At 69.7% G+C, this 14,040-nt stretch carries 14 protein-coding genes; 9 read left to right on the top strand and 5 right to left on the bottom strand.

From position 1 onward, the window contains the following. Positions 1-277: 277 nt before the first annotated feature. Positions 278-490, bottom strand: a complete 213-nt coding sequence (locus ACTMTI_RS42485) for a hypothetical protein (protein ID WP_441126471.1) — start codon at positions 488-490, stop codon at positions 278-280. A gap of 99 nt (positions 491-589) precedes the next feature. Continuing rightward, entirely contained in the window at positions 590-988 is a 399-nt protein-coding gene (locus tag ACTMTI_RS42480) for an ATP-binding protein (protein ID WP_441126470.1), read from the bottom strand. 353 nt (positions 989-1,341) lie between these two features. On the opposite strand from ACTMTI_RS42480, the gene ACTMTI_RS42475 reads away from it, so the two are divergent. The 3 genes from ACTMTI_RS42475 to ACTMTI_RS42465 all read left to right on the top strand — a co-directional run bounded on the left by ACTMTI_RS42475 (position 1,342) and on the right by ACTMTI_RS42465 (position 3,975). Continuing rightward, a complete protein-coding gene (locus ACTMTI_RS42475) occupies positions 1,342-2,385 on the top strand; it encodes a helix-turn-helix transcriptional regulator (RefSeq protein ID WP_441126469.1) in 1,044 nt (347 codons plus the stop codon). Beyond that, positions 2,372-2,920 carry a GNAT family N-acetyltransferase gene (locus tag ACTMTI_RS42470; RefSeq protein WP_441126468.1) on the top strand — a complete coding sequence of 183 codons (549 nt, stop codon included), beginning with the start codon at positions 2,372-2,374 and terminating at the stop codon, positions 2,918-2,920. Before ACTMTI_RS42475 ends, ACTMTI_RS42470 begins: the two co-directional genes overlap by 14 nt. 200 nt (positions 2,921-3,120) lie before the next feature. Continuing rightward, positions 3,121-3,975 carry a PHP domain-containing protein gene (locus tag ACTMTI_RS42465; protein WP_441126467.1) on the top strand — a complete coding sequence of 285 codons (855 nt, stop codon included), beginning with the start codon at positions 3,121-3,123 and terminating at the stop codon, positions 3,973-3,975. Between the two features lie 355 nt (positions 3,976-4,330). On the opposite strand, the gene ACTMTI_RS42460 is transcribed toward ACTMTI_RS42465, so the two are convergent. The 3 genes from ACTMTI_RS42460 to ACTMTI_RS42450 form a co-directional block, all read right to left on the bottom strand. Beyond that, complete coding sequence (locus ACTMTI_RS42460) at positions 4,331-4,882, bottom strand: PIN domain-containing protein (protein WP_441126466.1); 552 nt, start codon at positions 4,880-4,882, stop codon at positions 4,331-4,333. A gap of 12 nt (positions 4,883-4,894) precedes the next feature. Further along, entirely contained in the window at positions 4,895-5,299 is a 405-nt protein-coding gene (locus ACTMTI_RS42455) for an excisionase family DNA-binding protein (protein WP_441126465.1), read from the bottom strand. A 461-nt stretch (positions 5,300-5,760) separates the two neighbouring features. Further along, positions 5,761-6,492 (bottom strand): SDR family NAD(P)-dependent oxidoreductase, encoded by a 732-nt coding sequence (locus tag ACTMTI_RS42450; RefSeq protein ID WP_441126464.1) that lies wholly within the window; start codon positions 6,490-6,492, stop codon positions 5,761-5,763. A gap of 74 nt (positions 6,493-6,566) precedes the next feature. Between ACTMTI_RS42450 and ACTMTI_RS42445 the strand changes: the two genes are divergently transcribed. The 6 genes from ACTMTI_RS42445 to ACTMTI_RS42420 all read left to right on the top strand — a co-directional run bounded on the left by ACTMTI_RS42445 (position 6,567) and on the right by ACTMTI_RS42420 (position 14,038). Then, the gene (locus tag ACTMTI_RS42445) at positions 6,567-7,139 is read left to right on the top strand and encodes a TetR/AcrR family transcriptional regulator (protein WP_441126463.1); all 573 of its coding nucleotides are present in this window, start codon (positions 6,567-6,569) and stop codon (positions 7,137-7,139) included. A gap of 288 nt (positions 7,140-7,427) precedes the next feature. Continuing rightward, entirely contained in the window at positions 7,428-8,612 is a 1,185-nt protein-coding gene (locus tag ACTMTI_RS42440; RefSeq protein WP_441126462.1) for a hypothetical protein, read from the top strand. A gap of 67 nt (positions 8,613-8,679) precedes the next feature. Further along, positions 8,680-9,675: a LacI family DNA-binding transcriptional regulator gene (locus tag ACTMTI_RS42435; protein WP_441126461.1), complete on the top strand. Its 996-nt coding sequence runs from the start codon at positions 8,680-8,682 to the stop codon at positions 9,673-9,675. Further along, a complete protein-coding gene (locus tag ACTMTI_RS42430) occupies positions 9,672-10,445 on the top strand; it encodes a sugar phosphate isomerase/epimerase family protein (RefSeq protein WP_441126460.1) in 774 nt (257 codons plus the stop codon). Before ACTMTI_RS42435 ends, ACTMTI_RS42430 begins: the two co-directional genes overlap by 4 nt. Positions 10,446-10,463: 18 nt before the next feature. After that, positions 10,464-11,429 carry an alkaline phosphatase family protein gene (locus tag ACTMTI_RS42425; RefSeq protein WP_441126459.1) on the top strand — a complete coding sequence of 322 codons (966 nt, stop codon included), beginning with the start codon at positions 10,464-10,466 and terminating at the stop codon, positions 11,427-11,429. Positions 11,430-11,467: 38 nt separating this feature from the next. Then, positions 11,468-14,038 (top strand): PEP/pyruvate-binding domain-containing protein, encoded by a 2,571-nt coding sequence (locus ACTMTI_RS42420; RefSeq protein WP_441126458.1) that lies wholly within the window; start codon positions 11,468-11,470, stop codon positions 14,036-14,038. The last annotated feature ends 2 nt before the right edge of the window (positions 14,039-14,040 follow it).

The raw sequence follows: 14,040 nt of genomic DNA, 5'->3' as shown, positions 1-14,040 counted from the left end.
CCACGCTGACCACAGCGAGGAAACGACCTCCAGCCGAATCCCTCAGCCGACCAGCTCAAGGTCGAGAAAGATCGAGGCTAGCGGGCCATCCCTGAAGTCAGCGAGCGCATTTCGCGCGGCGGTTTCGCCCTCGCCGGATATCCGCCGAATACGCCGCAGGTAATGATGGCGCCGCGATTGCCGCGGGCCAGCCTGCCCACCGAACGGTGCCACGAACACCCTGCCATGGCCAAGTCGCGTGCCCGTCAAGCGAACCGGGACGGCGTCAGGAGGGTCTTCATGCGGCCCCTGGCAATCGGCCTGCTGGAGGCCGCCGTCCTTGGCCGCGTATTTCCTGTTCCAGGTGCTTGAACAGTTCCTCCAGGGTTGCGCCGCAGCGTACGTTGGAGAGCCCGCTGCGGCCGGGCACCAGGACGGTGCGAAAGGCGATGTAGCCGCCTCCGGAACCTTCCATGATTTCCCAGCCTGGGAACCTCTCGGTCGTCGTCATGGCGCTCACCCGGTGCGTTTCAGCAGCGGGCATCAGACCCTCACTTGCCAGAGCGGCGGATCCATCACGGGTTTGATGGCCTCTTCGAGGCGTGTGCCTTTACCCGCCACCCTCAACCGCCAGCCTCGACCACACGATCTTTCCGCCGAACTGTGGATACCGCGTCCCCCACTGGATGCTGAGATGTTCCACCAGGAACAATCCGCGACCACCCTCATCGTCGGGCGTGCATTCATGTCGTGTCGGCGGCTCGTTCTTTCTGTCCCATACTTCAATGAGCACCTCGCTGGCCAGCGAATACAGGCGGAGGCAGACCACCTCCATGCGGTCATGAATTTCGGGATAGCGTGCCTGCAGAGGAATGACATTGGCCGCCCTTATCGCGTTCGTCACCAGCTCACTCACCACTAGCTCCGCATCGTCCACCACGGCCATTAGTCGCCACTTCTCCATGAGGAGCCTGGTATGCAGCCGGGCCGTGGCGACGGACGAAGCCATTGCGGGGAGCGGAATGCAGCTTACGGCGCAGTCTTTCCCTGCCGGGATCCTCTGCGGCCTCGTGTCTCGCTGTACGTTGCGCCCTGCCGTCCGGCCGTACGACTGATACGGGGGCATCGCCCCATGCCCCTCGCCGCGGACGGGTTTCGGCTTCGGTGCTCCGCCGCCGTTGCTCATATGGCCCGCCTCCTCTTCCGACACACCGCGCGAGGGAAGCCAAGCAAAGGCGACGTAGTCGGTTCCAGAGCGTTCTCGGCGCGCGGATGTGGCAGAAATGAGGCATCGTGCCAGTTGAGCAGGACGGTTGGCCTGTCGCGCTTTACGCTTGGGCTGTACCGGGAGGAGGACAGCGCATGACACAGCGGCGGGTGCGCTTCATCCAGCGGCGCAAGGCGGCCGGTTACACCCAGGAGGAGCTGGCCGACGCGCTCGGCATTGAGCGTTCGACGGCAGGCCGCTGGGAACGAGCCGAAACCGAGCCGCAGCCGTGGCTGCGTCCCAAGCTCGCCAAATTGCTCAAGGTCACCTCGGCCGAGCTGGATGAGCTGCTGGCGGCGGTAGTCACCTTGCCGGATAAGCCCGGTAAGTTCGTTCTGCACTCCACAGTGCCGTTGGACTTCTCACTCACCCGCAACAACACCGTCAAAATCATGGAGGATTTTTCCGTCCAGGACATTGCTTCGCGCCGGGAAATGCTGGCGGGCCTTTCGGTGTTGGGCGGGGCGGCGGTGTTGCAACCCATCCGTCAATGGGCGGCTTCCTTGCCCGTCGTGCCGGTACCCGCTGGTGGCTCAGCGGCTGAGGAGGTGGCCGAGCTGGAGCAAGCGGTGACGGTCTTTCGTCAGTGGGACGCTTCCGGTGTGGGCGGCCTGCGCCGCAAAGCCGTGGTCGGGCAATTGAACGCCATAACCGAAAGCTTGGGCGAACGGCACCCAGTCGATGTCACCAGGCGGCTATTCGGCATTACGGCGGAACTGGCGCAACTGGCCGGGTGGATTGCCTATGACCAGGGCCTGCCGGGCACTGCCCAGCGCTATTATCCTGCGCATCCCGAGTGGCGGCGATACGCGGCCACGGCCGAAAAGCATACGCTCAGTGCCCGCGAAAGCCGAGGGCAGGCATATACCCGCAGCCGCATTTTTGACGAACTCCGCTTGGCCAAGGTGCGCCTCGCCCAGTGCGAACCGGTGGAATCCGCGGCCGTGGCCCTGCATTCCTTGCGGCTGGCGGACCAGGCGCGGTCCTCGCTCGTGGTGGAGTGGCTCATCCGATTTGATCGGGACCTCGGTAGCCGCTACCCAGGTGCGACGGGCGCGGCCACCTTTCACGAGGAATTGCGCGCCTATCTGCGGCGTGCGGCTCCGGGGCGGGAGGGCGAGCTACGTGGCCGCCATTGAATACCACGCGGTGCCAGGCGACGAGGCGGCCTCGCGGATTGAGGAGTACCGGGCCCTCTATGCCGAGGTGTATGGGGAACCGCCGTATGAGTGGGGAGCGGAGCATGCCGATTTGTTCGTGGAGCGCTTCGCCGTCCAGCGCCGACAGGAGGGCTTTGCCCTGGTGGAAGCCCGCCACAAGGCGCAGCTCGTGGGCCTGGGTTTTGGCGTCACGCTGCTCCCCAGCACCCCATGGTGGCGAAACTTGGTGACGCCACTGCCGGAGTCCATGACGACCGAACGGCCAGGCCGCACCTGGGCGTTGGTCGAACTGCTGGTACGCGCCCCGTGGCGACGGCGACATGTGGCCCGAACCATCCATGACCTGTTGCTCACCGGCCGGCCTGAAGAACGGGCCACCTTGACCGTGTTACCTGCCGCAACCCCGGCCGTGGCCGCCTACCGCAAGTGGGGATGGCGGCAGGTGGGGGAGAAGCGCAATCCCTTGCCGGGAGCGCCGGTGTTCGCGGTGATGGTGCGAGGGCTGGGGGAATGATCTTCGCGCGGAGCGCCGTATCGTCCGATCGCCGTCGAGTCCGGCGATCCGGGGCGAGGTGTCCATGGAACACTCGCGACTGGCTGCGGGAGTGCATCGATCTTTTCAATTCCGTTGCTGTTACCTTCACCGGCGACGCCTCGGCGGGCACCGCACGGGGTGGCCGGCGCAACGCTGGGGGTTGATGTGCTTAGGGAGCAGTGGGACTCGTGACCTTACCTCTGGACGGTCACGTGCACAGCGAGTGGTCCTGGGACGCCCCGATGGGCTCGATGGAGCACTCCTGCGCGCAGGCCGTGGACTTCGGGCTGCCGGCGATCGCCTTCACCGAACACCTCGACCACACGGTCTGGAGGGTCGCTCTCGATGCCCTCGATGAAAACGACCATCTCGCGACCTTGAGCACGCCCGATGGGCAACTGACCCCGCCGGAGTTCGACGCGTCCGGCTATCTGGAGGCTATCGAGAGGTGCCGCGAACAGTTCCCGAGTCTTCTGATCCTGAGCGGCCTGGAGATAGGCGAACCTCATTGGCATGCCGCAGCCACCGCGAAGGTGCTCGGCGCCGGACAATTCGACCGGGTGCTCGGCTCCCTGCACTGCCTCCCAGACGGGGACGGATTCGCAGAGCCGCCAGGCCTCTACGGGCACCGAGTTGCCGCTGAGGTCGTTCGGCAGTACCTGGCGGAAGTTGCCAGGCTCGTCACCGAAAGCGACGTGTTCTCCGTGCTGGCCCACATCGACTACCCGATCCGTTGCTGGCCGGAGCAGGAGGCCGGCCCGTTCGACCCGTCGGCGTTCGAAGAGGAGTTCCGGCACGCGCTGCGGGTGACTGCTCAGTCCGGCAGGGTTCTCGAGATCAACACGCGCATACCGCTGCACTCGACCCTCGTGAGGTGGTGGCATGAAGAAGGTGGTGAAGCTGTCACGTTCGGAAGTGACGCCCACGAGCCCTCAGCCGTCGCCCGCGGTTTCCGGGAGGCGGCGGACATGGCAGAGGCTCACGGGTTCCGCCCTGGGCAGGACCCGTACGACTTCTGGGCCCGTGTGGACTGACCCCACCTGTGTCAGCCGATCCCGCAAGCGCACCATCAAGATTCCTGTCGTAAGGCCGAGCTCGTCGGCTGGCTGCCTGGTGCTGCCATGGAGAGGAGGGCTTGCGCGCAGGGGAGCGCGGCGCTGAAAGTTTCGCGTTATTCAGTGAATCCGTGTTGCTTTATCCCCTGTGGTCGATCGCGCTGTCGTCGGCTGCGACGGTCGCCGACGTGTCCGCTGGAGCGGGAGCTTCACGATCAGCTTGGCCGCGCCTCGTCGGCGAGTTGGGCGGAGCGTATTGGCAATGTCCCCCGGAAGGGGCGACAACCCCTTCACACAACACGATCCCTATCCACTGGGAGGTCGGGCGATCAACTCACCCGAACTGTCGCCTGACCTCCTCCGCAAATCCGGGTACGCCGGTCCGCTCCAGTGCCGTCATCAGCCCCATAACCGTCCTCGGGTCGCGCTTATAGCTGTCGGCCTGCTCGCGCAGCGTTCGCAGGACGATCCGGGGCGCCGCGTCAAGCAGCCCCAACAGGAAGAAATCCGGAGTGTGCAGCTCGATGTCGTACGGCTCGCGGGACTGCGCGGGAAAATCTCTCACGTTGAAGGTCACCAATGCATCCGCGCCTGCACACACTGCGGCGGCCAGCACATGGCGGTCCTTGTCGTCACAGGCCATTGTGGCGATGAGCGGCTCGTAGCCGATCACTTCGGCATCATCGAACGCCGTCCGCATTTCAGCCGTGAGCCGGTGCACGACCTGAGCGGGGATACCTGCCTTGATCAAGTTTCGGTCGCATTCGTCCAGGATGCCAGCCGACCACAGTGGCCGGAACAGACCCCTCTCCGCCAGGCGCAGCAGCGTGTCACGTAGATAGGCCGGATACAACACGCACGTGTCGAGTAGGACGCTGAAAATCATCCCGCCCTCCGGTCACCTGGTTCGACGCGGCTCGGCGGTAACCTCGTACAGGTCGACCTCTTCGGAGACCTCCACCATCCGGTCCAAGGAGGCCCGGCGTTGATGACGACGCCGTTCCTGGTAGGCCAGCACATCTCGGAGCAGGATCCGGCGGTGTCGTCCCGGCTGTTCGAAGGGGATCTCGCCGCGTTCCAGCATCCGGACGACCGTCGGTCGGCTCACGCCCAGCAGATCGGCGGCTTCTTGGGTGGTCAATGTCTGGTGATGGGGCGCGATCGTGACGGCCTGGCCCGCGGCCATTGCCAGCACCACCAGCCGAAGAACCTCGAACACCTCATCCGGCAAGGTGATCCGTTCTCCCGCCGCTCCGATCAGCTCGGCCCGCCCGCCAGGCAGGTGGCGCACGGCATCGGCCAATCGATCCAGCGGCACGCCTGGTGGAAGGACCGTTCGCTCGGCAAGTTCGGTCGTCATGTAAGTCCCCTCTCGCCAACCCCACGATAGCAACAAACGAACGAAACGAACATCCGCTGTCACTGGCCTGCCCCGCGAAAGCCCTCGGCCGCCATGACACTCACCGCGGCCGTCTCTGGCTTCGATTCCGTCCTGGATATCGGTCAACGAAGGGCTCGAAAGTTCCGGGTCCAGGGGCGGGCGTCAGGCGGCCCACCACCCAGCCGGTCAAGGGGCGGGGCGCCGATGGCGCCGGAGGCGTGGGGGGTGCGCCGGAGGCGCCTGAAAAAGGGACGCCTGAGCTTTTCGGCGCGAAGCGCCCCTCGCGAAGACCTTTCGGGGCGGGCTCCAGCGGTTCACCAGCCAGTGGGGCAAGGGGCGGGTGTGCTTCGGCCCACCTGCACGTCACCTGCCTGGGTAAGGAGTTAGGCGGTGACCCCGGCGTCCACGGGGATCGAGGCGCCTGTGATGGTGCGGCCGCCTTCGCCGGCGAGGTGGGCGACGGTGGCGGCGATGTCGGCGGGGGAGCAGTAGCGGCCGAGTGCGGTCAGGCGGCGCTCCTCCTCCGCTTCCGGGGCGTCGGCCGGGTTCATCTCCGTGTCGGTCGAGCCCGGGCTCACGACGTTGGCGGTGATGCCCCGCGGGCCCAGGTCTCGTGCCAGGCCCTTGGCCAGGCCGATCAGTGCGGACTTGCTCATCGCGTACGCCGTCCAGCCCGCGTACGGCACCCGCTCTGCCAGGCTGCTGCCGATGAGGACGATGCTGCCGCCTCTCCCCATGTGCCGGGCCGCCGCCTGCGCCAGCACGAAGGACGCCCGGGCGTGCACGGCCAGCAGGCGGTCCACCTCGTCGAGCGTCACCTCCTCCAGCGGTCCGTACGGTGCGATTCCGGCGTTGCTCACCAGCACGTCGAGCCGGCCCAGCTCGCGGACCGTCCGCTCCACCGCCTCGATGAGTGCAGGTGCGTCGGCGGCCTCGGCCCGCATCGTGAGGGCGCGCCGTCCCGCCGTTTCGACCTCCTTGGCCACCGTGGCGGCTCGGTCGCCTGCGCTCTGGTACGTGATCGCCACGTCGAATCCGTCGCCTGCCAGCCGTCTTGCGATGGCCGCGCCGATTCCTCTGCTGCCGCCCGTGACAAGGGCAACCTTGGATGTCATGCGTCCTCCGATATCCGGAATACGTTCCGGTTAAACGGTAAGCGGAACGCGTTCCGGATGCAAGCGGTGCGAAGATGGAGATCGTGAGACGCGAGCGCACCGATGCGGCCCGCAACCGCGCCAAGATCCTGGCCGCGGCCGAGGCCATCGTCGCCGCCGAAGGCGTGGACGGGTTGTCGATGGCGGAGGTGGCCGCGGCGGCGGGGGTGGGCGTCGGCACGCTCTATCGGCGTTTCGGGGACCGCTCCGGGTTGGCGTACGCGCTGATCGACCGGCGGGAGCGGGAGTTCCAGTCGGCGTTCATCGAAGGTCCGCCGCCGCTCGGGCCTGGCGCGGAGCCGGCCGCCCGGGTGCGGGCGTTCCTCTACGCGCTCGCGGACCGGACGGTCGAGCAGCTCGATTTGCTGCTCATGGCCGAGACCGCGGGTCCGTTCGCGCGGTTCGGCGGCGCGTACGACGCCTACCACGGCCACCTCGCGATGCTGATCACGCAGGTGCGCCCGGACGCCGACGCCTCCTGTCTGGCCGACGCCCTCCTGGCGCCTTTGGCCGCCCCGCTGCTCGCCTACCGGATCCGGGAGTGCGGAGTCGAGGTGGAGCGGGTGAAGGCGGCCCTGGGCGGCGTGCTCGACGGGCTCGTCGGCTGAACGACGGCGCGCCCTGACTCCCGCTGCCGGCGGCGGCTCCAGCCCGCACCATCCCGCTGACGGACCGTGATCTCCCGCTCCGCCGACTGGGAAGGGGCGGGTGGGGCATCAGTGGCCCGAGCTGGCCTATGTTACGGAGAGTAGTTTTAGGGAAACATGTGAAATTTCCGGACAAGGCATGGTAGGAAAGGGCGCGATTCGAATTCGTACTAGAGAGGTTCCATCGTGGCGCGCGACGAGAACGACAGGCCATATGAGGATGGGCAGGGTAGGTCGTTAAACCCGGAGATGACGGGCGACGTGCTGTCTCCGCGGTGGAGCACCGATGACACCGACGAGCAACCCGCGATCCAGGTCGTCGGCAATGAGACCTACATCCTGCCGCCCGACCAGGGCTCCCCGACCGGGCTCGGCGAGCCGCAGCTGGTGGGCCGTGAGGGCGTGCGTGACGTCCTCGACGACGCCCCGGTCGCCGGGCATGACCTGCTCGATGGCGGCAGCGGGCCGCATGACCTGCTCAGCGGCGCCGGCGGCACAAGTGGCTCCAGCTCCGCCTACGACCTGGACGGAGCCGGGACCGGCGCGGGCTACGACCTGGAAGGCACCTCCTACGACCGCACGTCCTACGACGGGACCGCGTCCTACGAGAGCTCCAATTACGACCGCACCACGTCCTACGAGAGTTCCACGTACGACAGCACCACGTCCTACGGCGGCGCCTCTCACGACAGCGGGCCCTACGACGCGCTTGGCGAGCACAGCGGTCCTCACAGCCTGGACGACAACCCGTACCTCCCGCTCGACCGGGGCCACGAGGCCGGGGACGACGACCGCGAGGAGGACCAGACCAAGCGCGGTTTCCTCGGCTCGGGCTGGACCGACGACTCGCATGACGGGCGTTCCCGCGGCGGTGAGCGCGAGGTGCGCCGCCGTACCAGGCTCCTGCTGGTGGTGGCCGCCGCGGTGGTGCTGGTCGGGGTGGGAGCGGGCTTCATGCTCACCGGCACCTCCTCCGACGACCCGTGCGCGGGCGCCCAGTGCGCCAGCGCCGGCGAGGTGACCTCGCCCTCCGAGTCCGCGGCTCCCGAGGACACGCCGGTGGAGGAGCCCACCGAGCCTGCCGATTCGGCCACCGATGAGCCGACCGAGTCCGAGTCCGCAAATCCCACCCCGACGACTCAGCGGGCGCGGCCGACGCGTGAGCCCTCCGCCCGTCCGGAGAACACCCGCGTCGGCGAGCCGACCACGAAGTCCAGCAACAGGCCCACCAGGGACTCGCAGCCGGAGATGCAGGACACCGACCCCGCCCAGGACGGCCGGCCGACCGGCGACCGGCCCGACACCCAGCCGAAGTCGTCGCAGCAGCCCACCACCCAGCCCACGCAGGCGCCGCCGACCACCCAGGCGCCCGCGCCCACGCCGACGAAGGAAGAGGGTGGGGGGCTGTTGGACATCCTGTTCCCCTGGGCATGAGACGTGCGAGGATGCGGATCCGGCTGCTGTTCTGGCAGACTTGGAAACCGCTTTCCGGGGAGGTCTCGTGGTCACGCTTGAAGACGTCGCCAAGCAGGCGGGCGTCTCGCTCGCGACCGCCTCGCGGGTGCTCAACGGCAGCACCCGCCAGGTCGGCGCGGCGCTGCGGGCCCGGGTCGAGCAGGCCGCCGACGAGCTGGGCTACCGGGCCAACATCGCGGCCCAGACGCTGGCCCGCGGGGCGAGCAACGTCATCGGCATCGTCGTACACGACCTGACCGACCCCTACTTCGCGGCTCTCGCCGACGGGGCGATGCGCGCGGCGGCCACGGAGGGCCTGCTGGTCATGGTGGGCACCACGCATCGCGACCCCGAGCAGGAGATCGCCTACGTGGCGACGCTCAACGCCCAGCGGGTGCGGGCCGTGCTCCTGGTCGGCTCGCGGGTGGCCGACCCGTCGGTCACCGGGCGGCTCCGTGACGAACTGGCCAAATACCGCTCGGGCGGCGGCCGGGCCGCCTGCGTCGGTCAGGACCTGCTCGGCGTGGACACCGTCGCCCCCGCCAACCGGGAGGGGGCCGCCGAGCTGGCGCGCGCGCTGGCCGGGATGGGGCACACGCGGTTCGCGGTGCTGGCCGGGCCACCGCACCTGGTGACGGCGGCCGACCGGTGCGCGGGGTTCGCCGCGGCGCTGGAGGAGCTTGGGCTGCCCGCGCCGCACGTGATCCACGGGCCGTTCGACCGCGACGGCGGCTATGCGGCGGCCCAGCAGGTGGGCGAGGACGCGACCTGCGTGTTCGCGGTCAACGACGTGATGGCGGTGGGAGCGCTGGCCGCCTATCGGGAGCGCGGCATCCGGGTGCCCGAGGACGTGTCGGTGGCCGGGTTCGACGACATCGTCACGCTCCGTGATCACGTACCGGCGCTGACGACCGTGCGGCTGCCGTTGAAGGACATGGGGGCGCGGGCGCTGGAGCTGGCGCTGGGCGAGGAGGACGCGGTCGTGGTCGAGAAGGTCGCAGGGCAGGTCGTGCTGCGGGAGAGCGTACGGAGGTTGGCGTGAGGCTGGCGGTCAGCACGCTGGGGATGCCCGGCGAGGGGCTCGGCAGGGCGATCGAGATCGCGACGGAGCAGGGCTGCCAGGGGCTGGAGCTGCGCCTGCACCCGGACACCGGGGTGCATGCCGGGCTCGACGCGGCGGAGCGGCGGTCGGTGCGGGAGCGGGTCGAGGCGGCCGGGCTGGAAATTTCCGCTCTTGCGGGATATGTCGGGATCTGCGAGCCGGGGCCGGACGAGCCGGTCATCGAGGCGCTGCTCGCCGACCTGCGGCTGGCCGCCGACCTGGGCGCGCCCGGGGTGCGGGTGTTCCCGCGCGGTGCCGACCCCGCCGTCGGCGCCCGCAGGCTCAAGGCGGTCTCCGGTACGGCCGCCGCGCTCGGCCGCCGCGTGCTCGTCGAGACGCACGACAACATGGCCACCTGCGCCGCCGTGGCCGGGGTGCTGGCCGAGGCCGCCTGTCCTGAGACGACGGGCGCGATCTGGGACCTGCTGCACCCGTGGCGGCACGGCGAGTCCCCGGCCGATTCGCTCGCCGCGATCGGCCCGTATCTGTCGTATGTGCAGGTCAAGGACGCGGTCTCGGCTCAGGACACCACGCCGGTGCCCATGGGGACCGGGTCCGTGCCGCTGGAGGAGGCGGGCGAGCTGCTGCGCGGGGCCGGCTACGACGGGTGGGTGTCGCTGGAGTGGGAGCGCACCTGGTATCCGCAGGTGGCCCCGGTTGAGAAGATCCTGCCGGGAGCGGCCGACTGGGTGCGGCGTTTCACCGCTTAGTACCGCTTAGATGGGGGAATGTCCCCATCTAAGAACCCCCCAGCCCAAGGCAAGGTGCTCGTCGTCGGCATGGACGGGCTCCGGTTCGACCTGCTCGCCGCGTCGGGCGTCCCCGTGCTGACCGGGTTGATGTCCACCGGTGCGTACGGCACCAGCAAGCTCCCCTACGGCGAGGAAGACGCGCCCCGTACGGAGTCGCCCGGCGAGGTGGTGCCCAAGCGCCCCGAGCCGGGTGACGGCGGCCGGGTCATCGATTCCCGCACCGACTCCGGCCCCGGCTGGTCGTCCATCGCCACCGGCGTCTGGCCCGACAAGCACGGCGTCGTGGACAACGGCTTCGCCGACCCCCATTTCGACAAATTTCCGGACTTTCTGACTCGCGCGAAGAACGTCCGGCCTGAGCTGGTGACCTCGGCGTTCTTCTCCTGGGAGGCGCTCGACACGCACGGCGCGTTCGGCCCCGCCATCGACCGCCGGTTCGTCCTCGACGGGTACACCGTCGGCTGGGCCGAAGCCGACCGGCAGGTCACCGAGGCCGCCGAGCGGCACCTGCGCCAGGACGACCCCGACGCCGTGTTCGTGTACCTGGGCGACACCGACGAGGTGGCCCACGACCTCGGCCCGCACTGCCCCGAATACGCCGCCGCCCTCCAGGCCCAGGACGCCTACTTGGGCCGCCTGCTCGACGCGGTCCGCGCGCGGCCCGCGTACACCGATGAGCGCTGGACCGTGCTGGTCACGACCGACCACGGGCACGTCGACGCGGGCGGGCACGGGGGCCCGTCGGACGAGGAGCGCACGGTCTTCGTGATCGCCGCCCGGCTGGGCGCGGACCTGGCAGGCCGCTCGCTGGACGGGCCCCGCCTCGTCGACGTCGGCCCGACCGCGCTGGCGGCGCTGGGCGTGGCGCTCGATCCCGCCTGGGACCTGGACGGCGTTCCGTTGTTTTCATCAGGTGTTGAATTTCTGCCGGAGAAAGCGTAAGACTGGATGACAGGACGCTGAACCCCAGGAGTCACTCAATGAAGACGGCAATGGACTTCTCCGAGATCGACGCCGGAATGCCGGCGGAGGTGGGCGGCAAGGCGGCCAATCTCGGCGAGCTGACCCGGGCCGGGCTGCCCGTGCCGCCCGGCTGGGTGCTGACCACGGAGGCCTACCGGCAGGTCGCGGCCGGGCTCGAGACCGGCGGCGACGATGTGGCGGAGCGTGCCAGGCGGCACCTGCTCCAGGCTCCGGTGCCGGATGCCGTCTACGAGACGATCGTCAAGCACTACGCCGCGCTCGGCGACGACGTGCCGGTGGCGGTGCGCTCGTCCGCCACGGCCGAGGACCTGCCGTTCGCCAGCTTCGCCGGGCAGCAGGAGACCTACCTCAACGTGGTGGGCGCCGAGGCGGTCGTCGACGCCGTACGCCGCTGCTGGGCCTCGCTCTGGACCGACCGCGCCGTCGCCTACCGCGAGTCCAACGGCATCGACCACGCCGCCGTGCGGCTCGCGGTGGTCGTCCAGGTCATGGTGGACGCGGAGGTCGCCGGGGTGATGTTCACCGCCAACCCGGTCACCGGGCGGCGGCGCGAGACCGTCATCGACGCGAGCCCCGGGCTCGGCGAGGCCGTCGTCTCCGGAGCCGTCAACCCCGACCGCTTCGTCGTCCACGGCGGCGAGATCCTCGAACGCCACGCCGGCGACAAGCAGCTGGCCATCCGCTCCCTGCCCGGCGGCGGCACCGAGCGCGTCGAGACCGCCCACGACGGCCTCTGCCTGACCGACCCGCAGGTCTTCGCGCTGGCCGAGCTCGGCGGCCGGGTCGAGGACCACTACGGCGCCCCCCAGGACACCGAGTGGGCCATCGACGGTGATGGCAAGCTCTGGCTCACCCAGGCCAGGCCGATCACCACCCTCTACCCGTTGCCCGAGCGGACCAGGCCGGGCCTGCGGGTCTACTTCTCGGTCAACGTCGCCCAGGGCGTGATGGGGCCGCTGACGCCGATGGGGCTGTCGGCGTTCCGGCTGCTCAGCGCCGGTGGGGCGGGCCTGTTCGGCTACCGCCCCGCCGACCGCCTCGACGGCGCGTCCTTCCTGGCGATCTCGGGGCAGCGCCTGTGGTTCGACATCACCACGGCCGTACGCAGCCGCCCCGGACGCGCCATCCTGCCGCGCATGCTGGCGCTCGGCGAGGCCCGCACCGGGACCGTCATGGAGCGGCTGTTCGAGGACCCGCGCCTGTCGCTGACACACACCTCACGCCGCCCGTTCCTGCGTGCCTTCGGGCGCTTCGCCCGCCGCGTCCACGCCCCCTCCCGCGTCCTGCAGGCGCTGAGCAGGCCGGACCAGGCCCTCGCGTACGCCGCCCGCGTCGGAGAGGAGCTCGACAAGAGACTGCGGGTGCCCGCTTCGGCCACCCCAGCGCAGCGCCTGGACCACGCCGAGCGCATGCTGGCCGGCACCTTCCCCGTGATCGTCTCGATCATGCCCATCGTGATCACCGGCTACGGCCTGTTCGCCCTGGCCTCCAGGCTCTCCGGCGTGCCGATGGGCGACATGCAGGACGTTCTGCGCAGCGTCCCGCACAACCCGACCACCGAGATGGACCTCGAACTGTGGGACCTGGCCACCCGCGTCGAGCCGGAGCCGTTCAAGGAGCTGCCGGTCGCCGAGCTGGTCCGCCTCTACCGCGAGGAGCGGCTCCCGCCCGCCGCCCAGCGCGGGATCGCCGCGTTCCTGGACAAGTACGGCCACCGCGGCGTCGCCGAGATCGACCTGGGCGTGCCGCGCTGGTCCGACGAGCCCGCGCACATTCTCGGCGTCCTGGCCAACTACCTGCGCATGGACGGCGGCGCCGACGTGGCGCCCGCCGCGCTGTTCGCCAAGGGCGCGCGAGACGCGCAGGCCGCGATCGCGCACGTGGCGGCGCAGGCCGGGCGCAAGGGCCGCTGGCGGGGCGCGGTGGCGCGGTTCGGGCTCCGCCGCACCAGGAAGTTCGCCGGACTGCGTGAGCTGCCCAAGTTCTACCTGGTCAAGACACTCGCCGCGATCCGGCACAGCATGCTGGTGGTCGGGGAGCACCTGGTGGGCCGCGGCGTGCTGGACGCGGCCGGGGACGTGTTCTTCCTGGACTTCCGGGAGGCCAGGGCCGCGCTGAGCGGGGGCGACCTGCGGGAGCTGGTGGCGGAGCGGCGTGAGGCGTACGAGCAGGAGTCGCGCCGCAGGCACGTGCCCCGGGTGCTGCTCTCCGACGGCACCGAGCCGGAGGCGCTCGCGGTCGCCGCCACCGAAGGCGCGCTGATCGGCACGGCCGCCTCGGCGGGCACCGTCACCGGCGTGGCCAGGGTCGTGCTCGACCCGGTGGGCGCGCACCTGGAGCCGGGCGAGATCCTGGTGTGCCCCTCGACGGACCCCGGCTGGACGCCGCTGTTCCTGACGGCGGGCGGGCTGGTGATGGAGATGGGCGGCGCGATGTCGCACGGCGCGGTGGTGGCCCGCGAGTACGGCATCCCCGCCGTCGTCGGCGTACCCGACGCCACGCACCGCATCACCACGGGCCAGGAGATCGAAGTGAACGGCGCGGCGGGCACCGTGACGATATCGTGATC

Source organism: Nonomuraea sp. H19 (assembly GCF_052068215.1).
GTDB lineage: Bacteria > Actinomycetota > Actinomycetes > Streptosporangiales > Streptosporangiaceae > Nonomuraea.
The sequence above is the reverse complement of the archived record's forward strand: the minus strand, read 5'-3'. Positions and strand labels throughout refer to the sequence as shown.

Excerpts from the sequence above, each read along its gene's own strand:
- ACTMTI_RS42485 (WP_441126471.1), bottom strand. The coding sequence starts at position 490 with ATGACGACGACCGAGAGGTTCCCAGGCTGGGAAATCATGGAAGGTTCC.
- ACTMTI_RS42480 (WP_441126470.1), bottom strand. The coding sequence starts at position 988 with ATGGCTTCGTCCGTCGCCACGGCCCGGCTGCATACCAGGCTCCTCATG.
- ACTMTI_RS42475 (WP_441126469.1), top strand. The coding sequence starts at position 1,342 with ATGACACAGCGGCGGGTGCGCTTCATCCAGCGGCGCAAGGCGGCCGGT.
- ACTMTI_RS42460 (WP_441126466.1), bottom strand. The coding sequence starts at position 4,882 with ATGATTTTCAGCGTCCTACTCGACACGTGCGTGTTGTATCCGGCCTAT.
- ACTMTI_RS42450 (WP_441126464.1), bottom strand. The coding sequence starts at position 6,492 with ATGACATCCAAGGTTGCCCTTGTCACGGGCGGCAGCAGAGGAATCGGC.
- ACTMTI_RS42445 (WP_441126463.1), top strand. The coding sequence starts at position 6,567 with ATGGAGATCGTGAGACGCGAGCGCACCGATGCGGCCCGCAACCGCGCC.
- ACTMTI_RS42440 (WP_441126462.1), top strand. The coding sequence starts at position 7,428 with ATGACGGGCGACGTGCTGTCTCCGCGGTGGAGCACCGATGACACCGAC.
- ACTMTI_RS42425 (WP_441126459.1), top strand. The coding sequence starts at position 10,464 with ATGTCCCCATCTAAGAACCCCCCAGCCCAAGGCAAGGTGCTCGTCGTC.
- ACTMTI_RS42420 (WP_441126458.1), top strand. The coding sequence starts at position 11,468 with ATGAAGACGGCAATGGACTTCTCCGAGATCGACGCCGGAATGCCGGCG.